Raw genomic sequence first — 23,299 nt, forward strand, 5'->3', positions numbered from 1 at the left:
TCCTCTAATGTATGAATATATTGGAGGATTTTATGTTTATTAAATCTGTTTCTGTTAGAATTATATATCTAGTGCTAATTGTTAGCATATTGGCTTCGTGCAATACTGATTTAAGAAGACCAGAAGGGCAAGAAATTGATAATTCTAAAGAGCAATATCATGGTCCATATATAGTTGCTACCTTAGAGAATCCTACTAAAAAGGATTTTTTTCCATTTAATCTACCTTCGTTCAATAATAATCAGCACAGATTCGAGCACTTAGTTTTTGATGGGATATTACAGTTAGATAAGGAGAAGGGCTTCTCTGCTAGTTTAGGGAGTGTAGAGTTTAACCAAGATTATAACCAAGCGACAATTTCTCTGGATGATCGGAGTTGGCATGATGGTCAGCCAATAACTGCAGATGATGTTGTTCATACTTATGAGTTACTTTATCGTAATAGTGAGATTGTCCAGTTTCATAATATTCTACTGCATATTAATGGTGCTACAAGCTATATGTCCAGAGTAGCGGATTCTATTACTGGTATAGAAGTAATAAATGATAAGCAAATTGTATTTTCCTTTGACATTATAGATGTAGAAAACATATTAATATTTACATATCCGATTATCCCGAAGCATGTATATGGTGAGCTAAATGACGATAATGCTAGTAAGCTGTTCCAAGAGATTTTACTTGGATCTGGTGAGTACCGAGCTTCTAAATTACAAAATAACGAAATTCATTTAGTTAAAACAAATGGGGATACAGGACAAAAAAGTGAATATATTTGGCGCACATATAACCCTGAACAATTGCTTAATGCACTATATACTGAAGAAGTTGATATCTTTTATACAAACTCCAAATTTGCAACTGAATATATAGGGGAACTCCCTAATTACAGCGTTAAAACTGAAGCGGGAACTATGTTTTACTACCTTGGCTTCAATTTTGATAAAGACTACCTAGATAAAAATCTAAGACAAAGATTAAGAGAGGCAGTTCTTACAGCAAGTAAAAATGGAATTGAAAATGAATATGAATATGAATTGCAAAATGATTTTGGCCAGTCTAAACGAATGTTAGATTTAGTGTATATAGAAGGAATGGCGTCTATTGAAAGGATGGCAAACGTCGTTGCTCAATCACTCGAACAATTGGGCGTTGGGGTTAATAAGCGTCCCGTAGCCTTAGACAGCTATATCCGTGAGTTGTATGTAGATAGGGATTTTGATCTCTTTATTAGCGTTGGCGCATATTCGACTATGCCTTACCAGAGCCAATGGTGGAGTGCTAGTCAATTAACTGAAAATAATGGCTATAACGTTACAGGCTTTGTTAGTAAGTACGATGAGCAGCTACAAGAAACCAACTTAACCCCCTATTTCCTTCAAACTGAAGCTGTCGAAACTACAGAAGTCATTACAACTTTATACAATAAGCTGCAGCAAGAAATAGATGAAGAGGTACCATATTTTTTACTGACAGAAGTTCAGGATACATGGCTTGTACACAGTAGAGTCAAACAATATAATTTCCACTAAAAACCATTGCATTCCTAATATATTCTTAGTATAATAATCCTTGTCCCTAAAAAATAGACTAAAAAATAATGGAAATACAAATTATCTGTTGACGATGGGGTTTGGATATGATACAATAAATCTTGTCGCTAAGAAATGGACGATTAGCTCAGCTGGGAGAGCACCTGCCTTACAAGCAGGGGGTCGGCGGTTCGATCCCGTCATCGTCCACCATTAGGAGCTGTGGTGTAGAGGCCTAACATGCCTGCCTGTCACGCAGGAGATCGCGGGTTCGAATCCCGTCAGCTCCGCCATTTTAATATTAGTTTTGGCTTGGTAGCTCAGTCGGTAGAGCAGTGGACTGAAAATCCACGTGTCGGCGGTTCGATTCCGTCCCAAGCCACCATATTTTGCGGAAGTGGCTCAGTGGTAGAGTATCGCCTTGCCAAGGCGAGGGTCGCGGGTTCGAATCCCGTCTTCCGCTCCATGATTTGGCGGCATAGCCAAGTGGTAAGGCAGGAGACTGCAAATCTCTTATCCTCAGTTCGATTCTGAGTGCCGCCTCCATTTATACCATACCATGCCGGGGTGGTGGAATTGGCAGACACACAGGACTTAAAATCCTGCGAGGCTCAAATCTCGTACCGGTTCAAGTCCGGTCCTCGGCACCAAAAGCATTGGTTGTAAAACCAATGCTTTTTACATATGTATCAGAGTTTTTAACGTATCAGAATTTTTAATTGCATATGCCTTATGGATGTAGTATAATGACTCAGTAATAACGGCATACTTATATTATAACAGGACAAGTTCTAATATGTAGAATCAGATAAGAGAGGATAAACATAGCTGAGAGTTTATCTGTGAATTGCTATTAGAATACCACCTGGATATTTCTTAAGGAAACTTAAGCGTTTAATTAGCGATACTTAATTACAATGAGCTTGTGTTAATAGGTAACTCTATTAATACAATAAAACATTGGGTGGAACCGCGAACACTTCGCCCCAGTATTTAGGGGAGTAGTGTTTTTTATTATACTTTTTTACTTAAACAAGGAGGTTTTTGATATGGTCAAAATTACACTTAAGGATGGGTCTATAAAGGAGCTTGAATCAGGAGTAACAATTAAAGAAATAGCAGGTGCAATAAGTCCAGGTTTGAAGAAGAAAGCTATTGCAGGTAAAGTGAATGACAAAAATGTTGATTTAATAACTCCTGTTACTGAGGATAGCGAAGTGGAAATCATTACGATAGATTCTCCTGAAGGGTTGAAAATCTATCGTCACAGTGCGGCCCATATATTAGCACAGGCGGTGAAGCGACTATACCCTAATGCAAAATTTGGAATAGGGCCAGATATTGAAAATGGCTTCTACTATGATATTTCTTTAGATGAGCCTGTTAGTATTGAAGAATTGCCGAAGATAGAGCAGGAAATTAACCGTGTGATTAAGGAAGATCATAAAATTTGTCGCGAAGTTTTAAGTCGAGATGAAGCCATTGAGCGCTTTAAATCTGCTGGCGAGTACATGAAAGAAGAACTAATCTCTGAATTACCTGACGATGTAGAAATTTCTATCTACCATCAAGGTGAATTTACTGACTTATGCTCTGGGCCACACCTTGAGTCTACAGGGAAGCTCAAAAACATTAAACTCTTAAGTGTTGCTGGTGCATATTGGCGCGGAAGCTCAGATAATGAAATGCTTACTCGTATCTATGGTGTTGCTTTTCCAAAGAAAGAAGATTTGGCAGAGTATTTACACTTTTTAGAAGAGGCGAAAAAGCGTGACCACAGAAAACTAGGTCGTGAACTTGATTTGTTTAGTTTTTCAGAGGATGCTCCTGGAATGCCGTTTTACCATCCTAAGGGTATGATTTTACGTAATCAGCTAGAAAACTTTTGGCGTCATGAGCACGCTAAAGCTGGCTACGATGAGATTAAAACTCCGATTATTCTAAATCAAAAACTTTGGGAACAATCTGGGCACTGGGATCATTACCAAGAAAATATGTACTTTACAAAGGTTGATAATACGGATTTTGCACTTAAGCCAATGAATTGTCCTGGAGGTATGATTGTTTATAAGACAAAGCTACGTAGCTATCGCGACTTACCAATTAGGTTAGGTGAGCTAGGGCTTGTGCATCGCCATGAGTTATCTGGAGCTTTAAATGGATTATTAAGGGTGCGTTGCTTTACTCAGGATGATGCTCATCTGTTTGTGCTTCCAGAGCAAATTGAAGAGGAAGTTAATGGGGTAATATCTTTAGTAGATAGGTTCTACAAAATATTTGGTTTTGAATACCATGTGGAATTGTCTACAAGACCAGAAAAATCTATGGGCTCAGACGAGCTATGGGATAAGGCTATTAATGCCTTAAGGAATGTACTTGAAAAGCGTGGTATGGATTATAAGGTCAACGAAGGTGATGGAGCTTTTTATGGTCCGAAGATTGACTTCCACGTGAAGGATAGTCTGAAGCGTACATGGCAATGTGGTACTGTACAACTAGATTTCCAATTGCCTGAAAAATTCGACTTAACATATATCGGGGAAGATAATCAAAAGCATCGTCCTGTAACCTTGCACCGCGTTATTTATGGATCTATGGAGCGCTTTATGGCATTGCTAGTAGAACATTACGCAGGCGCGTTTCCAGTTTGGCTTGCTCCTGAGCAAGTGAGAATTATACCAGTATCTTCAGTTCATAATGAGTATGCTATAACAATTGCAGAAAAGTTAAAAGATAAAGGTATTCGTGTAACGACTGATGAGCGCAACGAGAAAATTGGCTTTAAAATACGCGAAGGGCAAATGCAAAAGGTTCCGTATATATTAGTTGTAGGTGATAAGGAAATCGAAGATGCTGGTGTTGCAGTTAGATTTCGTGGTGAAGACTTAGGATTTGAGAAATTTGACAGCTTTGCAGATAAAATAATTGATGATATTAAGGAATATAAATAGAATATATAGTAGAAATAAAGAAACAACCTCGAATTATTATAAGGTTGTTTCTTTATGTTTATTTCTGGCATATATAAATAAATGCAGGCGGTATATTTAACGGTACAAACTGAATTGTTACCTTGGAAAAGTTCTTGCTAAGTAGTTGTTTCATCTGTAGGGAGTATTGATAGGCAACAAAGATGCCATCGTCACTCAAGGATTCAATTACTTGCTCCATGATTGCCTGCCTACCCGTTTCAGAAAAGGTTGCTAAGGGTAAACAAGATATTATACAATCAACTTCAGAGGCACCATAGCTGGATAATGTGTCTTTTAATTCGTAAGCATCTTTACAATATGCTGCAGTTTTGTAAATATTCTTTAATACTGCACGCATTTCGTCGTCATATTCAAAGATATAAAAATCTGTATCTGATTTTTTAGAATTATATATTTCCTGTGTAATTACACCTGTTCCTGCGCCAAGCTCTACAACTGAGTTTGTTTTATTGAAATCAACAGTCTCGAGCATCTTTCTGACAAGATATCTTGAGCTTGGAGTAATGCTGCCAATTTGTTTTGGTTTTTTTATAAATTTATATAGAAATGTTGCTTTTTCGTTTAATGTAGACCATGACATTTTTGCAATTCTCCTTTCCATGGAAATATTATAGCCAATGAAGTTGCATATTATTAGATTTAAAGGAAATAAAGTTAATACAAATGAAAGGGGTATAAACCTTGGGAACTATTACGTACATTAAGAATATGGTAAAAGATAAGTACATCGCATCCATTACTCCGACTTCCATCTATGGAGTAAAGGATGTCTGTAAAAAGATTGATTTTAGCAAAGACAATGTAATTGTCGAATACGGTCCTGGACTAGGTGTATTTAGTACATACATATTAGATAACATGACTAAAGATTCCAAACTTATTCTTATCGAAAGAAATAATGATTTTGTAGACCATTTAAAAAAAGAAATAAAAGATAGTCGTGTTACTATATATCATGATAGTGCCGAGGTTGTCAATGAAGCACTTGCTGAACTAGGCTTAACTGAAGCTGATTATATTATCTCAGGGATACCATTCAGCTTTTTAACTAAGGATATTAGAGATATCATTATTGAATCCACATATAATTGCTTAAAACCTGGTGGTAAATTTTTGACATATCAAACTTTTTTCCAAAAGAATCGCTACCTAAGGGAAGGAATTGAGATTCGTTTTTCTAGAATAAATGATTCCTATTGCTTTTTAAATGCACCTCCGCTGAAAATTCATGAAGGAATTAAAGAATAATTACACAATTAAGAATATACCCTTGACATTTGCTAAGATACCTGATAGTATTACCTAATGACAAGAAGGAGCATCCGCTTCTCACCTGATTGACGCAAGTGTTGACGGGTATAACTACAACCGATTGAGTGTATACAATACCTATGGTTAGAGTTAGTGCGGATGATTTCATTCGCACTTTTTTATTTGTCGTGTTAAATAAGCCTGACAAGATTTGTCGACAAAGGTGAAGTATATTAATCAGGAGGTGTAACTTATTAGCAAAGATTTATTAGTCAACGAAGGAATTAAAGCAAGGGAAGTACGCTTAATCGATGTTGAGGGTGAACAATTAGGAATTATCCCTATACGAGAAGCGTTGCAGAAAGCAGTGGAAAGAAACTTGGATTTAGTGAATGTAGCTCCAACTGCTAATCCACCAGTATGTCGAATTATGGACTACGGTAAGTTTCGCTACGAACAAGCAAAAAAAGAAAAAGAAGCTCGTAAGAATCAAAAAGTTATTAGTGTTAAAGAAATTCGCCTAAGTACTAATATTGAAGAAAATGATTTTCAGACTAAGCTTCGTAACGCTCGGAAGTTCCTAGAGAAGGGCGATAAAGTAAAGGCTTCGATTCGTTTCAGAGGTCGTCAAATCGCTCATAGTGGTTTAGGAAAAGACGTTTTAATGAAGCTTTATGAAAATGTTAAGGATATAGCTACTATGGAGCGAACACCTAAGATGGAAGGTCGCAGTATGCTAATGATTTTAACTCCATCAAACGAGAAATAGTAGGAGGATATGGAAAATGCCTAAAATGAAAACACATCGTGGTTTAGCAAAGCGTTTAAAGAGAACTGGGAGTGGCAAGTTAAAGCGTGGTAGCGCGTATACAAGCCATATGTTTAGTAACAAGAGCCAAGATCAAAAACGTAAGCTGCGTAAGGGTGGACTTGTTTCTAAAGGTGACCAAAGACGCATTGCACAATTAATTACACATATCTAAAATAACAACAATTACAATTATTGAAATATAAGTAGGAGGTCTTGTCATGCCAAGAGTAAAAGGCGGATATACAACACGTCAAAGACGTAAAAAGGTACTAAAATTGGCTCGTGGATATTTCGGGTCTAAACATACATTATTTAGAACAGCTAAGCAACAGGTGATGAAATCACTAATGTTTGCTTACCGTGATCGTCGTCAGAAAAAGCGTGATTTCCGTAAGCTATGGATTACACGTATTAATGCAGCAGCGCGTACTAACGGTTTAAGCTACAGTAACTTAATCCACGGATTAAAATCAGCTGGAGTTGAAGTTAACCGTAAAATGCTAGCTGATCTTGCAGTAAATGATAAAGCTGGATTTGCTGAGTTAGCAAATGTAGCTAAACAAAAAATCAACGCATAAGTACTGAATATAGAAAACCTTGTTTAAATAGCAAGGTTTTTTCGTTTGTAACGGTCTTAAAGTCAGTTGCAATCTATATACATTTTAGTTATGATGATAATGAATACATAGCATATATTGGGAAGAGGTGTGTGTAAGTATGTTGTTAGTAAGTGAATTTCGTAATACACCTGCAGTAACGGTTGAACCTAGCACATCCTTAAAAGAGTGTTTAGACATAATGGAGCGTGAGAGATTTCGTCATCTACTAGTTATTGAAGCTGGGAAGTTAGTAGGAATTGTAGTTAGAAAAGATATTGAAGGGGCATTGCGACAGCCTTCAAGGTATCCTGAGACACCAGTTGAGTGGGTAATGTCAAAAAATCTCGTTACCGTTAATAACGATACGTCGTTGTTAGATGCTTTGAAATTAATGAAAAAATACAAATATAGTGGGTTGCCTGTAATGGATGGTGACCAGGTAGCAGGTATGTTTACAGAAACAGACGTAGTAAAAGCCTTTATAGCTATTATTGAAAGAGAGAACATATCATAGAGAGCAAATGCAGTGTAAATAAGGGCACTATTTATTTGGAGTGAATTAAGTGAAACAAAAACAATATGCAGTACTAGGCCTAGGCCGCTTTGGTGGTAGTATCGCAACGAGTTTATACAATATGGGACATGAAGTTTTAGCAATAGATATTAACGAAGATAAGGTACAAGCTTATTCTAATGCTGTATCACAGGCTGTGCAAGCAGATTCGACGGACGAAAAGGCATTAAAAGCTTTAGGAATTCGTAATTTCTCTGTTGTGGTAGTAGCCATTGGACAAGATATACAGGCTAGTATTATGGCATCGTTAATAGTAAAAGAGATGGGCGTAAAGCATATCGTAGTAAAAGCTCAAAATGACCTTCATGGTAAGGTGTTAGAGAAGATTGGTGTAGATAGGGTTGTATTCCCGGAGCGTGATATGGGTGCCCGTGTGGCACACAATCTTTTATCGCCAAATATTATTGATTTCATAGAGCTGTCGCCAGAGTATAGTATTTTAGAGTTTGTCGCAACAAAATCAATGGTTGGGAAATCGCTCATAGAGCTAAATATTAGAGCTAAATATGGAATAAATATTATGGCTATAAAATCGGGCAAGAATAAAATTAATGTAGCCCCAATGGCGACCGATGTAGTTCAAGAGGATGATGTTTTAGTTGTGGTAGGGCATAAGGAAGACTTGAAAGTATTTGAAGGGAAAATGGCTGATGATAGTGACTAAGAGTATCCAGTCGCTAGATAACCCGCGAATTAAATACATTAATAAGTTAAAGCAAAGGAAATATCGTAAGCAAGAAGCATCATTTATAATAGAAGGCGAAAAGATAATCCTTGAGGCACTAAAACGTAACAAACTTGCAAATTATTATAAAGTCAAAGAATTATATGTTAGTGACTCTTTTGCTTTTCAGAATCTTATTATAAGTGATATAGAAAAAATTCCGGTTTATACGGTTACCGACAAGGTCTTTTCTAATATTTCAACGGTGCAATCGCCACAGGGCTGCCTAGCGGTCATAGAAAAGGTGGATTTGGACATAGCACAGGTATTAGAATTACGCGATAAGCAAGCTACTAAAAAATATCAATTAATCTTCCTGTTAGATGGAATTCAAGATCCTGGAAATGTCGGTACCATTATAAGAACTGCTGATGCTGTAGGTGCAGAGGCAGTGATATTAGGAGCTGGCACAGTAGATACTTTTAATGATAAGGTAATACGTTCAGCAATGGGAAGTATATTTCACGTACCAGTTTTAGAATTAGAAATTATTACTGCTGCTAAGATTTTAAAGGAACAGCAATACCAGTTGCTGGCAGCAGATTTATCAGGAGTATCTTATTTTGATTTACATAGTAGCATGGATATGTCGGAGGCTAAGCTTGCAATTGTCTTAGGCAATGAAGGTAGTGGTCTGTCGGATGGAATAAAGCAGAACGTTGACTCCTTTGTATCAATTCCCATGCCAGGCTCAGCAGAGTCGTTAAATGTATCTGTTGCTGCAGGCATTATTGCATTTGATATTGTACGGCAGTGGGGCTTGCAAAACCAATCGTAGCAATGTATAATAATGTTCAAACTTTAGCTTTATATAATTAAATATTTAAACAAGTGATGCAGGAGCGAGTAAGTTTATTGTCGTATACAGGAAGGGTCATATTTACTGAAAATGACCTTGCGTATGATTTGCTGAAATTCCCTCCGAAGACTCCTATCCGGAACTAAAGTATGGATAGTCGGCTGAAGCCGTTATATTAATGAAGCTGGGAAACAATATTAATAATGTTTCCAATTAGGGTGGTAACGCGAGCCTTCGTCCCTTTATTTGGGGTGAAGGCTTTTTTTGGTTTATAAGAATGTGACTACTGAAAGAGAGGTGAACAATATCTGCTCGGTGCAATGAAAGCAGCAGATATTACAAGCTATGCGTGAAAAGTTGATGGAGTTAAAGGAAGTTGCTAGCAAGCAGCTTGAGAAGCTACAGGAGCAAAAAGACATACAGGATTTAAAGGTTAAAATTTTAGGTAAAAAAGGTGAGTTAACATCAATTCTTAGGAACATGGGTCAGCTGTCTCCGGAGGAGCGTCCTATTATAGGTCAGGTGGCAAATGAAGTTCGTGAGCTTTTGGAAAATAAATTTCAATTAAAATTTTCTGAACTAGAGCAAAAAGCCGAGGAAAAACAACTTGAGCAGGAATCGATTGATGTGACTCTTCCTGGTAGACCAGTTGCTCTTGGATGTCAGCATCCTTTAACCTTAGTTGCCAGAGATATCGAAGATATTTTTATTGGTTTAGGCTATGAAGTGGCAGAAGGGCCAGAAGTTGAACAGGATTATTATAATTTCGAAGCTTTAAATCTACCGAAGAATCATCCTGCTCGAGATATGCAGGACTCCTTTTATATTACTGAAGAGCTATTAATGAGAACTCACACTTCACCAGTACAGGTAAGAACTATGGAGCATAAACGTCCAGAGGTTCCAGTGAAAATTATTTGTCCAGGGCGTGTTTATCGCCGTGACGACGATGATGCTACGCACTCCCATGTTTTTATGCAGGCTGAGGGCTTAGTAATTGACGAAAATATTCGTATGAGCGATTTAAAAGGAACGTTATTGACTTTTGCTAGGCAAATGTTTGGTGACCAGCAGGAAATTCGTTTGCGTCCTAGCTTCTTCCCGTTCACTGAACCGAGTGCTGAAGTAGATGTATCCTGTATAATCTGTGAGGGCAGCGGATGTAGAGTTTGTAAGCAAACAGGCTGGTTAGAAATACTAGGCTCTGGTATGGTGCACCCGAAGGTGTTAGAGATGTCTGGGTATGACTCTAATAAATATAGTGGCTTTGCTTTTGGTATGGGTATAGAGCGTATTGCAATGCTTAAATACGGAATAGAAGATATTCGTCAATTTTATATGAATGACGTTAGATTTCTTCATCAATTTCAAAGAAGGGCATAGGAGGATTAGACAATGAATGTATCATACAAATGGCTAAGTGAATGGATTGATCTTACTGATGTCACTCCAGAGATTGTTGCCGACAAATTAACAAATGCTGGAATTGAAGTAGACAGTATAGATAAACTTGATCAGGGTGTACAAGGTGTGGTAGTAGGTAAAGTGCTAAAGGCAGAACAGCATCCTAATGCGGATAAGCTCCGTGTTTGTACGGTAGATGTAGGGGAGTCTGAGCCGCTACAAATCGTATGTGGGGCGGCAAATGTTGCAAAAGATCAGTTAGTGCCAGTGGCAAAGGTAGGAGCTGTGCTGCCAGGAAATTTTAAAATAAAAAAATCAAAGCTCAGGGGTGTTGAGTCACAGGGAATGATTTGCTCTGGACAAGAGCTTGGATTAGAAAATAAATATATACCTAAGGAACTTCAAGACGGTATTTACGTGCTGCCTGAAAATTATCCATTAGGTAGTGATGTGCGACCTATATTTAATTTAGATGATACGGTTCTTGAATTAGATTTGACGCCAAATCGCTCTGACTGTTTAAGTATGCGTGGAGTCGCCTATGAAATGGCAGCGTTACTTAACAAACAGGTTAAAAAGCCGCAAGTGGAAATGACTGAGTTAGAGCAGGAGCATATAGATAAACTGATTACACTTGACGTTCAAGACTCAGAGTTATGCCCGCGTTATGCTGGCCGGATTGTGAAGGGTGTTACTATTGGACCTTCGCCAATGTGGTTAAGGAATAGACTGCAGGCTGCAGGGATAAGATCTATTAACAATATCGTTGATATTACTAATCTAATCCTACTAGAGTATGGGCAGCCTCTACATGCCTTTGACTACGACCGCCTAGCTAATCAAAAAGTGGTTGTTAGACGTGCAAAAGCTAATGAAATGATTAAAACATTAGATGAAATTGAGCGCAAGCTAACAGAAGATATGCTGGTAATAGCTGATGATAAAGAAGCAATTGCAATAGCTGGTGTAATGGGTGGTTATGATTCTGAGGTAACGTCTGAAACTAAGAATATCTTTATAGAATCTGCATGCTTTAATTCTGTTAGCGTCAGGAAAACATCTACGGCATTTGGGTTACGTACAGAAGCAAGTATTCGCTTCGAAAAGGGCACAGACCCTAACATAGTGACAGAAGCTGTAGACCGCGCTGCTGTATTAATGGCGCAATTAGGAGGAGGAGAGATTGTACAGGGGATAGTTGATTCTAGCCCTGGAGAGGTTCAGAATAGCCCTGTTGCAATAGAAGTTAATCGCATTAACCAACGTGTTGGTACAGAACTCACTAAAGAGCAGATGATAGAAATATTTAATCGTTTGCAATTTACAGTGAAAGAGCAGGGAGACGAGCTGCTAGTCAGTGTACCTACTAGACGCAGAGATATAACGATAGCAGAAGATTTATCAGAGGAAGTAGCCCGTCTATACGGTTATGAGAACATTCCTACTACGCTGCCAATTGGACAGTCTACACAGGGACGTTTAACGGATGAACAGCAAGCTCGCAGGCGAGTTCGTGATTGCTTGATTTCAGCGGGCTGGTATGAAGCCGTTTCTTACAGCTTTATCAATCCAAATAGAGTTACGGAGCTAGAGCTAAACGATGATATATATCAGAAGATGATTCCGTTAAAGATGCCACTATCAGAAGAACGTAGTCACTTGCGCACTACAATGCTGCCTTCGATGCTAGAGCTAGCACAGTATAATAGTAATCATAAAAACGAGGCAATTAAACTGTTTGAACTTGGCAAGGTGTTTAGGCCGAAAGAGCTACCACTTAAGGAGCTTCCAGAGGAGAAGATTACTGTAGCGGGGATCGCTTACGGCAATATTAATGGTCTCCATTGGTCAAATCAAACACAAGCAGTTGACTTTTACTATGTTAAAGGAGTTCTAGAGCAGCTATTTAGCTATCTTGGGCTAAATCAGTCTGGAATTAGTTATAGACCTGTTACAAAGCCAGCACTTCATCCAGGACAAACGGCAGTTATCGAGATTAATGGTGAAGAAGTTGGGTATATAGGCCAGTTGCATCCTAAAGTAATTAAGCAATTTAACTTGCCAAAGACTTATTACTTTGAGCTTGATTATGAAAAGCTGTTAGAGCACGCTAATTTCAAAATACAATACCAGAGTCTTCCGCGCTATCCTGCGATAAAAAGGGATATTGCAATGGTTATAGCCGAGGAAACGAATGCGTCTGATATAATGGATACTATTAAGAAGTCTGGGGGAGACTTGCTAATCGATATTCAACTGTTTGATGTTTATGCAGGTAAAGGTATCGAAGCAGGTAAGAAGAGTCTTGCTTTCTCCCTTACCTACAGAAATCGAGAAAAGACTTTGACTGATGAGGAAGTTCAGGTATCAATTGACAGTATATTAGCTGAATTAGAGTCGAAATGGCAGGCTGAGCTTAGAAAATAATTTCTTTTCACAGGAAGGAATCTTGGTAATATAACTCGAATAAGAGGAATAATGTATCTAGGAGGGAACATTATGTCCGATAAAAACAAAATCACAATCGAAATTTTTGGTCAGCATTACACACTTAAAGGGACAGCTTCTTCAAACCATATGCGTCTAGTTGCAGGTTATGTAGACGATAAAATGAATCAATTATCTGAGAGTAACCCAAGATTAGATGGACGCAAGGTGGCTGTTTTAACAGCTGTAAACATTGCGGATGAATACTTTAGACTTAAAGAGGAATATGATGAATTATTGAAATTGATTGAAAAGCAAGAAGGATAATCAAGCTCAGAGAAAAAGTGGGTGAGTTATGCATTTCATTGATTTACTTATTATTATCTTTCTTATAGTGGCCGTCAATAGAGGCTATCGTAGAGGATTTATTCTGCAGTTTATTAGCTTAATTAGTGTCATAGCGGCTGTTGCGATAGCATACATGTTTTATCCAATAGTAGCAAAAATCATACGACCGTTCTTTAACATGCAAGAATTGCATGAAATGTTTTCGTTGCCAATTCCTTTGGGTGTATCAGTTAATGAAATGGCAGCTACGGCGATTGCCTTTGCTTTATTATTTATAGGCTCAAGAATAGGACTGATGGTATTTGCGCGGACACTAGATGTAGTCTGTCGGTTACCAGTTCTAAACACATTCAATCGTATTTTGGGTCTTATGTTAAGCTTTGCTGAGTTTATGATAATTACAGTAATAGCAGTTAATATAGGAGCAATGCTACCGATTGAAGCAATCCAGAACATTATAGAGCAATCTATAATTAGTCAATATGTAATGGCGGAATTCGGCTTTGTTAGAGAAAAAATAATAAGCTTGCTACAAGAAGCAATTATTTAAACAGGAATGCAATTGTTTTATCAGGAATGTTTTATTAAATAGAATTATATAATGTGAAAGCTACCTTTTGGGTAGCTTTTTTCACGTGAATTGTATTTTCTTTATTTATAGGTGTTCCAATCTAGGGTATATGATATAATATAACCAAATAAAAATAGTAAATAGTAATTATTTAATAGTGATTAATGGTAGTTCAAATATATGGTTGGCGGAGGTGTTAAGAATGTCTTTCGTTAATGGGTTAGAATTAAGAAAGTTTGTTGCCCCAGAGTTTATATTTGGAGTAGGAGCTCGGAGACTGGCAGGTCAATATGCTAAAAACTTTGGTGCTAAGCGTGTGCTATTAGTTACTGACTCAGGTGTTTTAGGGACTACAATTTTTGGCGACGTGGTAAATACGCTAGAAGGCTTAGGTATCAGCTATGAAATTTTTTCGGATGTGTCAGAGAATCCGCGCGAGCAGGAAGTAATGGATGGGGCTAACATATACATACAAGAAAAATGCGAAGCAATTATTGCTGTTGGTGGCGGCAGCCCAATTGATTGTGCAAAGGGTATAGGTATCGTTGCTTCAAATGGTGGGCACATTTTGGATTATGAGGGTGTGGATAATGTTACTTTGCCTATTCCGCCACTAGTATGCATACCGACTACATCGGGTGCTTCGGCGGATGTATCGCAGTTTGCCATTATTACAGATACTAGCAATCAAGTTAAAATCGCCATTGTAAGTAAAACGGTAGTACCAGACGTTGCTTTAATAGATCCACAAACACTACTTACATTATCTCCTTATCTTACAGCTTGTACATGTATGGATGCGTTTACCCATGCAATCGAAGCTTATGTCTCAAATGCAAGCTCTCCCATAACTGATTTACATGCGTTAGAAGCAATTCGTTATATATATCATAACCTATCTGATACAGTTGCTACTCCACAGGATATTACATTAAGAGGGAAAACAATGTATGGAAGCTTGCAAGCAGGATTAGCTTTTTCAAATGCTATACTTGGGGCAGTTCATGCAATGGCACACAGTTTAGGTGGATTTCTAGATTTACCACATGGTGAATGTAATGCAATCCTATTACCGAGAGTAATTGAATATAATTATGATGCGGCTCCAACAAGGTACAATGATATAGCTAACGCTATTGGAATAAGGACAGATAATATAGATAATGAACAGATTAAGCAGCAGCTTATCGAATCCATTGAAACACTAAAAAGTAGCGTTGGATTAAATAGAAGACTTAGTGAATTAGGTGTAAAGAAAGAAGATATACCACATCTTGCAAGGAAGGCTAGTTTAGATCCTTGCTTACACACAAATCCAAGGAAAGCCAATATAAAAGATATAGAGGTAATCTATGAAAAAGCATTGTAATCTATTTGAACAAGATAATAGAACAGAGGCGGGCACCCAGGGTTTGAGAGAAAAACTGATAGGACTAGGGGAAGTATCTATTCAAAAAAGCTACTACCCAGAGCTACAGCGTCGACTTAAAGAGCTTGAGAAATTCAAGGCTATATTAAATCAAAGTAATGATTTAATATTCTTTATGAAAGTGCCAGATATGACTATAGAGGATGTTAATGAGTTTGCATGTCATTTTCTTGGTTATACTCGTGACGAATTCATACAATTACCTATTAATGAATTCGCGGGCACCCATGTTTCGAAATGGATTGAACAAGCGATAGATAAAATATTCAATAATACACTAGATAATAATGATGAATATAGGATTACTTTATTAACGGCTTTAACTGATAAGCAGCAAAAAAAGCATCCAGTTGAAATTAAATTAAAGCTTGTAGAATGGGAGGATACCTATTATATAATCGCCGTTGCAAGGGATATATCAAAGCATATAGAAGCAGAGATAAAAATACGGAAATTAAATGTTGAGCTAGAGCGGAAGGTCCGACAAAGGACGGCACAGCTAGAAGCAGCTAACAAAGAGCTGGAAGCCTTTAGCTACTCAGTCTCTCATGATTTGCGGGCACCGTTAAGAACGATTAACGGCTTTAGTCAAGCTATATACGAAGATTATAGTGACGTAGTGGATGATGAGGGTAAAGACTATCTAGGCAGAATAATGAAAGCCACACAGCATATGGGTAATCTAATTGATAACCTGCTCTTGTTATCAAGATCTACAAGAATAGATATGAAATACGAAGTGATTGATTTGAGTAAGCTTGTAACAAAAAGCTTTAAGAGATTCCAGGATGCAATGCATAGAGATGATAAATTACAAATTAATGTTGCAGAGGATATATACTGTAATGGGGATTTCCAGCTTCTTAAAATAGCAATAGATAATTTAGTGGAAAATGCGCTAAAATATTCTCAGGATAAGCCGATATCTATTATAGAGTTTGGAACGGTAATTAAAAATGACACCACCATCTATTACATCAAAGATAATGGTGTAGGTTTTAATATGAAATACTATGATAGGTTATTTACGCCATTTCAGCGACTACATAAGGATAACGAATTTCAGGGAACTGGAATTGGTCTTGCTACTGTTAGACGAATTATTGTAAGACATGGAGGCAACATTTGGGCTGAAAGCAATGTTGGTGCTGGAACAACTTTTTACTTTACTTTAGATCACTACTTGGACGATGATGTGTGTAAGGGGGAAGAAGATGGCTTATAAAACAATTCTCTTAGTCGAAGATAACCCAGATGAAGAAGTATTAATGGTCAGAGCTCTAAGAAAGAACAATATTATTGACAAAATAATTATTGCAAGAGATGGAGCTGAGGCTATTAAGGCGATTGAAAGCGAAGACAGAATAGATGTAGTATTCCTTGACCTCAATTTGCCTGTTATGGGTGGTATGGATGTTTTAAGTTATGTGCGTAGCAAAAGTGGATTAAATAATATTCCCATTGTTATTCTCTCGTCATCTAAGGAAGATGCAGATATAACCCGTAGCTATCAACTAGGGGCAAATAGCTATGTTAACAAACCGATTGATTTCAGTGATTTTACAAGTACAGTTAAAAGCCTTGGGGCCTATTGGCTTAATATAAATAGATTACCATCCGAAGGCTAGTAGAGGAGATTGGAAGATGGCAAATGCATTAAGGGTTCTATATATTGAAGACTTAGAAGATGATGCAATACTTGTAACTAGGGCGTTGAAAAAAGCGGGGATCGATTTAATATATACTCGTATACAAACCGAAGAAGATATGATAGAGCAACTAACAGGTGCTTTTTGGGACTTAATTATATGTGACTATGCTATGCCTGATTTTGATGCTATGTCTGCCTTGCAAACCTTACAGGAGTTAGGCTATGATTTGCCATTCATAGTTGTCTCTGGGACAATCGGTGAAGAGCAGGCTGTTGCATTAATGAAGGCTGGAGCCCATGACTATGTAATGAAGGAAAATACCACTAGGCTAGCGCCAGTGATAAAAAGAGAATTACAGGAAGCAAAGGTTCGTCGTTTAAAGCGAGAAGCTGAAAGAAACCTTCAAATAAAAGAAAGAAACTTCAGAAAACTAGCAGAAAATTCACTTGATTATATTCTCAGAATAACACATGAAGGTATTATAAATTACGCTAATAAGGCTGCAGAACTATATTTTAAAAATATCATAGAAACACTAGCTGGAAAAGAAATTAAAGATATCAGTTCCTTAATTCCGTCAGCAGAATCGGAAAATGCTATGGCTAAGGTTATGGGAAATCAAAAGCCAATAAATGAAGAAATACAAACTGCGAATGACAGATGGATTGATTGGCAATTCATACCAGAGCACGACGCAAGTAATAAAATTAGTACGATTATGTTTGTTGGTAGAGATATTACAGGAAGAAAAAATTTGGAGAATGAGCTTCGCTACCTTAGTCATCATGACCCATTAACAGGACTGAATAATCGTATTCATCTAGAGAAGCAAATGCACATATTAGAATCTATAGCTGCATACCCAGTCGGTATAGTGGTATGTGATATTGATGGATTAAAGATGATTAATGATTCCTTAGGTCATGAGGCTGGAGATATGCTATTACAGCAAGTAGGTAAGCTATTGAAAGCTAGCTTACCTACTTGTGCAACTGTAGCAAGGGTTGGAGGAGACGAGTTTGCAATTTTAATGCACAAAATTTCCTTAGATGCATTTAAACACTCTATTGAGTCGATATGTGATGCCATGGAGACTTATAATGATGAACATGATAAGCTGCCTATTAGTCTTTCAATTGGCTATCATTATAGTAGTGGAGAAGATACGATTATAGAAACCTATCGAAAAGCAGATAATCATATGTATCGTGAAAAACTCCATAAGGCGCAAAGCACTAGAAGTGGAATAGTACAAATGCTTATTAAAGCATTAGAAGTACGTGATTTCGAAACTGAGAAACATATGGAACGTATGGAAGAGCTAGCTGTATTGATGGGCAAAAAGCTACAATTACCAGAATCGAAAATTACTGATTTACGACTATTTGCTAGATTCCATGATATTGGCAAGGTAGGAATACCTGATGAAATTCTCTTTAAACCAGGTCCACTAACGGGAAAAGAGCTAGAGGTCATGAAAACACACAGTGAGATTGGGCAAAAAATTGCCAGATCTGCATCAGAATTACAGCATATTGCTGGTCTAATCTTACAGCATCATGAATGGTGGAATGGAGAAGGATATCCACTAGGCAATAAATATGAGCAGATCCCATTGGAATGTAGAATTTTAGCTATAGCTGATGCTTACGACGCGATGACAAGTAATCGACCTTACCGTAAAGCAATGTCTAAGGAAATAGCACTAGAAGAGATAAATAAGCAAAAGGGCATACAGTTTGACCCTAAGCTAGTAGAGCTGTTTTTAAGCTTAGAAAGTGAATTATAACACCTAATTACAGGTGTTTTTTGTTTTTTTGTAGAGCATACTAGTAAAATGAACTAAAGTAATAAATTAAAGATGAATTAGGCTAATGGGGTGATTCTTTTGGACAATTATGTAATTGCGTGGTACTTAAGGCAAATCGCAATCTTAACAGAGCTACAGGGTGGTAAAGATTTTCAGGCGATTGCTTATAAAAAGGCTGCCTCTACAATAGAAGGACTAACAGGGTCAATTCGGGAGCTACCAAAAAATAAACGGGCAAGCTTACCTGGCATTGGATCAAAAATTCTAGCTATGGTAGAGGAATATATAGAAACTGGTAGAATTAGCAAATATGAAAAATTACGCGCAGATACACATGATGACTTTTTAACTATGTTAAAAATAAATGGTGTAGGACCAAAATCGATTCGCTTATTAAATAAACACCTAGGAATAACCTCGTTAAAGGAATTAGCTGCGGCTGTGAAGGCACGCAAGGTTCGTAAAATACCAGGCATTGGAGCTAAATTTGAAATGAGGGTTGCAGCTGGAATCGAGCATCTAACAAAGCCACCAACGGAATTTACACTTGATTCTGTGCTGCCTTTAGCTAAATCAATTGTTGAGGCGTTTAAAGAACAATCACTCATAAACAACATATCAACTGCTGGTGATGTACGAAGAATGAAGGATACCATTAATCAATTAGACATAGTAATAAGCTGTGATGATGTCCAAGCGACAGTTGAAGCTATTAAGAAGCTGCCTAATATACATAAGCTGTTAACAGAGGATAAGTCCAGCTTGACATTGCACATGGAATATAATATATATCTGCCCGTTAGATTTAAGCTTGCAAAACCAGAGAGCTATATTTATACTTTACACGAGCAAACAGGTTCTAGGTCATACTTGGAATTTATAAACAAAACTGCCAAACAGAAGAATGTAGATTTAAATCAAGCTTGGACCTCAGAACAAGAATTATTACAGGCGCTGGAATTGCCATATGTAGAGCCGGAGATTAGAGAGCTACCCTTCTTGGATGCAATTGCAGATAATAAGCTGCCGAATTTAGTCCAGCTATCAGATATTAAAGGGGATTTACATATGCATTCCCATTATAGCGATGGAATCCATTCGATTGAGGAAATGGCTAAAAAGGCAATGGAATTAGGGTATGAGTATATTGCAATTACTGACCACTCACAATCCTTAAAAATAGCTAAGGGGCTTACGGTTGAAAAGTGGAATCAGCAAAAGCGAGAAATACAAAATCTAAACAAACAATTTGACAAGCAATTCCAAATACTTACAGGCACAGAGATGGATATTTTAACAGATACATCCTTAGACTTTGATGAAGAATTTTTAGAAAAAGTCGAGCTTGTGGTTGCTTCCATTCACACTGGGTTTCAGCAGGATAAGGAGCGGCAGACAGATAAATTTTTAGCAGCTTTAGATAGTACGTATGTTGACATTCTAGCACATCCAACTGGTAGGTTAATTGCCCGTAGAGCAGGATACGATATTGACTTAGATAGAATATTTAAAAAAGCTCAAAACACAAAAACATGCCTAGAAATCAATTCAAGCCCTGATCGGTTAGACTTAAATGCAGAAAATGCTAGAAAAGCAGCTAAGGAATATGGTTTACTAATAAGTATAAACACCGATGCCCATGATAAGGAGGCCCTTCATGATATGGAATTAGGAGTAGCGGTTGCTAGAAGAGCAGGACTTGAGGCAAAGGATATATTAAATACGAAAAGCAAGCAAGAGCTGCTAGAATATTTGCACGCTAAACGATACAGTAAACAGGATTAAACGAAACAGCAAATAGTATTAAACTGAGTAGTAAATAGGAGAGGTTATATGGAAAACGTTGAACTATTAGCCCCAGCAGGGTCGTTAGATATTTTGAAAACGGCTGTCCATGCAGGGGCTGATGCCATATATGTAGGCGGGCCGGCATTTAGTGCCCGTGCAGGGGCAAAAAATTTTACATATGAAGAAATGCAAGCAGGCATTACTTATGCTCATTTTTATAACCGAAAAGTATTTGTTGCAATCAATACATTGGTCAGAGATGATGAGCTTAAAAAGCTAAGGCGTTATATAGAGGAGCTTGCCGCAATGGCACCAGATGCGGTCATAGTACAGGACTTAGGCGTAGCGAAAGTTGTTCGGGAGCTATTACCAGAGCTACCTTTACATGCTAGCACGCAGTTAACTGTATCTAATCGTTATGGAGTACAAGCATTAAAAGTCCTAGGATTTTGCAGAGTGGTTTTAGCAAGGGAGCTAACAATAAGTGAAATAGCTGATATTGTAGCTGCACATCCAGATATCCAAATTGAAACGTTTGTACATGGTGCACAATGCTTTAGCTACTCCGGACAATGCTTAATGAGTAGCCTGATTGGTGGGCGTAGTGGGAATCGGGGTCAGTGTGCGCAGCCATGCCGTCTTCCTTACCAATTAGACAGCAAGTCTGGAACGCTGTTAAGTCCGAAGGATATGTTTGGCATGCCTCAGCTCTCGGAATTAGTTAACACAGGTGTTCATACATTGAAAATTGAGGGACGCTTAAAAAACCGTGATTATGTGTTTTACACTGTTAAGGCATATCGAGAAATTTTGAATAAACTGTCGCAAAATACCCAGCCAAACAATATTGCGGAAGCTGTAGACGGCTTATCAAAGGGTATTAGACAAATCTTTAACCGTGAATTTTCTCCAGGGTATTTAACAGGTGACTTAGGCGCAGAGTTAATTAGCTTGGATCGCCATAATAACAAAGGGATACCAATTGGACAAATACAGGCATTTAACAGGAAACAGCGCATATTAACTATTTGGCTTGAAGAGCATTTAAGCATAGGAGATGGCGTCTATATAGAGTCCAAGGAAGGTGATGGCTTTGGTTTTACCGTAACTGATATGATAGTTAACGGGATGCAAACGACCGAGGCTAAGGCAGGTACTAAAGTCGAGCTACCATTAAGTGAGTGGGAAATAAAAAACAAAGTAGCTGGCAAACAAACAATCACTAAAGGCGACGTTATCTATAAGAGTTTTGATAAAAAACTTTCCCAGGAAATAGTGGAGTCTGATCAGCCACCTAAAATAGCAATCGACTTCAAATTAATCGCTAAAGCAGGCCAGTCACCCTGCCTAGAATATGCAGATGAAGATAATAATAAAGGGGAAGTAACCACTGACTATACTATTGAGAAGGCACATAAGCATCCAATTACCGAGGAAGCTATTGCAAAACAGCTGCAACGTTTAGGTAATACAGAGTTTATATTGAGGGAGCTACAGACGGATGTAGAGCCTGGAGTAATGCTTCCAAGCAGTGTTCTAAACGATTTAAGAAGACTAGCAGTTGATAAGTGCACAGTTCAAAGGATTGACAGAACACCCTATAAGTTTCAGGACTTACAAGAGATTTCTAATAACGGGCTTACTGATAGTTATAGTGAGACTAGCATAAATTGGGGTTATGAGCCTGCATTAAAGTATGAACCAGCATTAATTGCTAAAATAGGTGACCCGAACATAGCGGGAAGCGTTTCGAAACAGTATCAGCGGATATATTTTGTTGGCACAATAGAAAACCTTAAAAAAGCAGTTCAAAAAGCTGGCGCAATTCCAGTGTATTATGTAATAACTGCAATGGTAAAAGAGCAGCAGTTGGAGCAAGCAAGGATGCAAATAAAACAGGCAGTAAATGCTGGGGTTACAGGATTTGTTGTAAATCAAATTGGTCAACGGGAGCTAATACTAACAATTGACCCCAAAATAAGTATTGTATATGATGTGGGCATGAATGTATTCAATAAGCTTGCTTATCGCGAGCTGATGGGTACAAATCCGCTAGCGATTAATTTGTCAGTGGAGCTAAATCAGCAACAATTGAATGAGTTTAGAAGGCTGGGAGAAGTATACATTCATAGTAGGTATCGTCTAATGATAAGTGAACATTCCTTGCTATCTGAGAGCTGTAAGAATTCAACTGCTAGTGAAAAACACAACAAACGCAATAAATATGAAATCTTGGTAGATAGGAAAGGCTACAATTTACCAACAATCGAAAATGAATTTGGCCAGGTAGAAATATATAACTCACAGGTAACAACCCTGCTGCAGGAATTAGCTATACTTAAAAAGCATAAACACAGTGGCTACATTGTAGATATAAGTCGAGATTTCATAGAGGAAGCTAAACAATTAAGAGTAATAGAGACATATGCTGAAGCATTTAGAATTGTCTTCAATGACAGTAAGCAGACGGGAGCCTCAGATGCAATCAGTGACAAATTAAGGAATATGCATCTGCAGCTTACGAAAGAATATGGGGAAAACATTACAAAGGGACATTGGCAACGTGGTGTAAAATAGGGGGAAACAC

At 37.7% G+C, this 23,299-nt stretch carries 20 protein-coding genes, 6 tRNA genes and 2 other annotated features; of the genes, 25 read left to right on the forward strand and 1 reads right to left on the reverse strand.

Features of this window, described 5'->3' with window-relative positions; translation table 11 throughout:
- The first annotated feature begins 32 nt into the window (after positions 1 to 32).
- The 8 genes from BHF68_RS14640 (at position 33) to thrS (ending at position 4,483) form a co-directional block, all read left to right on the forward strand.
- Positions 33 to 1,532, forward strand: coding sequence for an ABC transporter substrate-binding protein (locus BHF68_RS14640; protein WP_069644419.1), 1,500 nt, complete (start codon positions 33 to 35; stop codon positions 1,530 to 1,532).
- Between the two features lie 137 nt (positions 1,533 to 1,669).
- Positions 1,670 to 1,745: transfer RNA gene (locus BHF68_RS14645), tRNA-Val, on the forward strand.
- Positions 1,746 to 1,748: 3 nt separating this feature from the next.
- Positions 1,749 to 1,825 (forward strand) — tRNA-Asp (locus BHF68_RS14650).
- A gap of 16 nt (positions 1,826 to 1,841) precedes the next feature.
- Positions 1,842 to 1,917, forward strand: a tRNA-Phe gene (locus BHF68_RS14655).
- 6 nt (positions 1,918 to 1,923) lie between these two features.
- Positions 1,924 to 1,998 (forward strand) — tRNA-Gly (locus BHF68_RS14660).
- Between the two features lie 6 nt (positions 1,999 to 2,004).
- Positions 2,005 to 2,078: transfer RNA gene (locus BHF68_RS14665), tRNA-Cys, on the forward strand.
- A gap of 15 nt (positions 2,079 to 2,093) precedes the next feature.
- Positions 2,094 to 2,182, forward strand: a tRNA-Leu gene (locus BHF68_RS14670).
- Between the two features lie 399 nt (positions 2,183 to 2,581).
- On the forward strand, positions 2,582 to 4,483 hold the full coding sequence (thrS, locus tag BHF68_RS14675) for a threonine--tRNA ligase (RefSeq protein ID WP_069644420.1): 1,902 nt from the start codon (positions 2,582 to 2,584) through the stop codon (positions 4,481 to 4,483).
- 58 nt (positions 4,484 to 4,541) lie between these two features.
- On the opposite strand, the gene BHF68_RS14680 is transcribed toward thrS, so the two are convergent.
- Entirely contained in the window at positions 4,542 to 5,105 is a 564-nt protein-coding gene (locus BHF68_RS14680; RefSeq protein ID WP_069644421.1) for a class I SAM-dependent methyltransferase, read from the reverse strand.
- A gap of 101 nt (positions 5,106 to 5,206) precedes the next feature.
- Between BHF68_RS14680 and BHF68_RS14685 the strand changes: the two genes are divergently transcribed.
- The 17 genes from BHF68_RS14685 to BHF68_RS14765 all read left to right on the forward strand — a co-directional run bounded on the left by BHF68_RS14685 (position 5,207) and on the right by BHF68_RS14765 (position 23,289).
- A complete protein-coding gene (locus BHF68_RS14685) occupies positions 5,207 to 5,773 on the forward strand; it encodes a class I SAM-dependent methyltransferase (RefSeq protein ID WP_069644422.1) in 567 nt (188 codons plus the stop codon).
- Between the two features lie 56 nt (positions 5,774 to 5,829).
- Positions 5,830 to 5,963: a sequence feature (ribosomal protein L20 leader region), on the forward strand.
- A 66-nt stretch (positions 5,964 to 6,029) separates the two neighbouring features.
- The gene (infC, locus tag BHF68_RS14690; protein WP_069644423.1) at positions 6,030 to 6,545 is read left to right on the forward strand and encodes a translation initiation factor IF-3; all 516 of its coding nucleotides are present in this window, start codon (positions 6,030 to 6,032) and stop codon (positions 6,543 to 6,545) included.
- A 16-nt stretch (positions 6,546 to 6,561) separates the two neighbouring features.
- The gene (gene rpmI / locus BHF68_RS14695) at positions 6,562 to 6,759 is read left to right on the forward strand and encodes a 50S ribosomal protein L35 (RefSeq protein WP_069644424.1); all 198 of its coding nucleotides are present in this window, start codon (positions 6,562 to 6,564) and stop codon (positions 6,757 to 6,759) included.
- A 46-nt stretch (positions 6,760 to 6,805) separates the two neighbouring features.
- Entirely contained in the window at positions 6,806 to 7,165 is a 360-nt protein-coding gene (gene rplT, locus BHF68_RS14700; protein ID WP_069644425.1) for a 50S ribosomal protein L20, read from the forward strand.
- 139 nt (positions 7,166 to 7,304) lie between these two features.
- A complete protein-coding gene (locus BHF68_RS14705; protein WP_069644426.1) occupies positions 7,305 to 7,700 on the forward strand; it encodes a CBS domain-containing protein in 396 nt (131 codons plus the stop codon).
- Between the two features lie 49 nt (positions 7,701 to 7,749).
- Positions 7,750 to 8,424 carry a potassium channel family protein gene (locus BHF68_RS14710; protein ID WP_069644427.1) on the forward strand — a complete coding sequence of 225 codons (675 nt, stop codon included), beginning with the start codon at positions 7,750 to 7,752 and terminating at the stop codon, positions 8,422 to 8,424.
- Positions 8,411 to 9,262, forward strand: coding sequence for a TrmH family RNA methyltransferase (locus BHF68_RS14715; protein ID WP_069644428.1), 852 nt, complete (start codon positions 8,411 to 8,413; stop codon positions 9,260 to 9,262). Before BHF68_RS14710 ends, BHF68_RS14715 begins: the two co-directional genes overlap by 14 nt.
- A 47-nt stretch (positions 9,263 to 9,309) precedes the next feature.
- Positions 9,310 to 9,528: a binding site (T-box leader), on the forward strand.
- 100 nt (positions 9,529 to 9,628) lie between these two features.
- A complete protein-coding gene (gene pheS / locus BHF68_RS14720; protein WP_069644429.1) occupies positions 9,629 to 10,666 on the forward strand; it encodes a phenylalanine--tRNA ligase subunit alpha in 1,038 nt (345 codons plus the stop codon).
- Between the two features lie 12 nt (positions 10,667 to 10,678).
- A complete protein-coding gene (pheT, locus tag BHF68_RS14725) occupies positions 10,679 to 13,114 on the forward strand; it encodes a phenylalanine--tRNA ligase subunit beta (protein WP_069644430.1) in 2,436 nt (811 codons plus the stop codon).
- Between the two features lie 72 nt (positions 13,115 to 13,186).
- Positions 13,187 to 13,441, forward strand: coding sequence for a cell division protein ZapA (zapA, locus tag BHF68_RS14730; protein WP_069644431.1), 255 nt, complete (start codon positions 13,187 to 13,189; stop codon positions 13,439 to 13,441).
- Between the two features lie 28 nt (positions 13,442 to 13,469).
- Entirely contained in the window at positions 13,470 to 14,012 is a 543-nt protein-coding gene (locus tag BHF68_RS14735) for a CvpA family protein (RefSeq protein WP_069644432.1), read from the forward strand.
- A gap of 223 nt (positions 14,013 to 14,235) precedes the next feature.
- Positions 14,236 to 15,402 (forward strand): alcohol dehydrogenase-like regulatory protein ErcA, encoded by a 1,167-nt coding sequence (gene ercA / locus BHF68_RS14740; protein ID WP_069644433.1) that lies wholly within the window; start codon positions 14,236 to 14,238, stop codon positions 15,400 to 15,402.
- On the forward strand, positions 15,386 to 16,687 hold the full coding sequence (locus tag BHF68_RS14745; RefSeq protein WP_069644434.1) for a sensor histidine kinase: 1,302 nt from the start codon (positions 15,386 to 15,388) through the stop codon (positions 16,685 to 16,687). Before ercA ends, BHF68_RS14745 begins: the two co-directional genes overlap by 17 nt.
- Positions 16,677 to 17,090: a response regulator gene (locus tag BHF68_RS14750; RefSeq protein ID WP_069644435.1), complete on the forward strand. Its 414-nt coding sequence runs from the start codon at positions 16,677 to 16,679 to the stop codon at positions 17,088 to 17,090. Before BHF68_RS14745 ends, BHF68_RS14750 begins: the two co-directional genes overlap by 11 nt.
- A 16-nt stretch (positions 17,091 to 17,106) precedes the next feature.
- On the forward strand, positions 17,107 to 18,903 hold the full coding sequence (locus BHF68_RS14755) for a bifunctional diguanylate cyclase/phosphohydrolase (RefSeq protein WP_069644436.1): 1,797 nt from the start codon (positions 17,107 to 17,109) through the stop codon (positions 18,901 to 18,903).
- A gap of 99 nt (positions 18,904 to 19,002) precedes the next feature.
- Complete coding sequence (polX, locus tag BHF68_RS14760) at positions 19,003 to 20,709, forward strand: DNA polymerase/3'-5' exonuclease PolX (RefSeq protein WP_069644437.1); 1,707 nt, start codon at positions 19,003 to 19,005, stop codon at positions 20,707 to 20,709.
- A gap of 48 nt (positions 20,710 to 20,757) precedes the next feature.
- Positions 20,758 to 23,289 (forward strand): U32 family peptidase, encoded by a 2,532-nt coding sequence (locus tag BHF68_RS14765; protein ID WP_069644438.1) that lies wholly within the window; start codon positions 20,758 to 20,760, stop codon positions 23,287 to 23,289.
- The last annotated feature ends 10 nt before the right edge of the window (positions 23,290 to 23,299 follow it).

This window comes from Desulfuribacillus alkaliarsenatis (assembly GCF_001730225.1).
GTDB lineage: Bacteria > Bacillota > Bacilli > Desulfuribacillales > Desulfuribacillaceae > Desulfuribacillus > Desulfuribacillus alkaliarsenatis.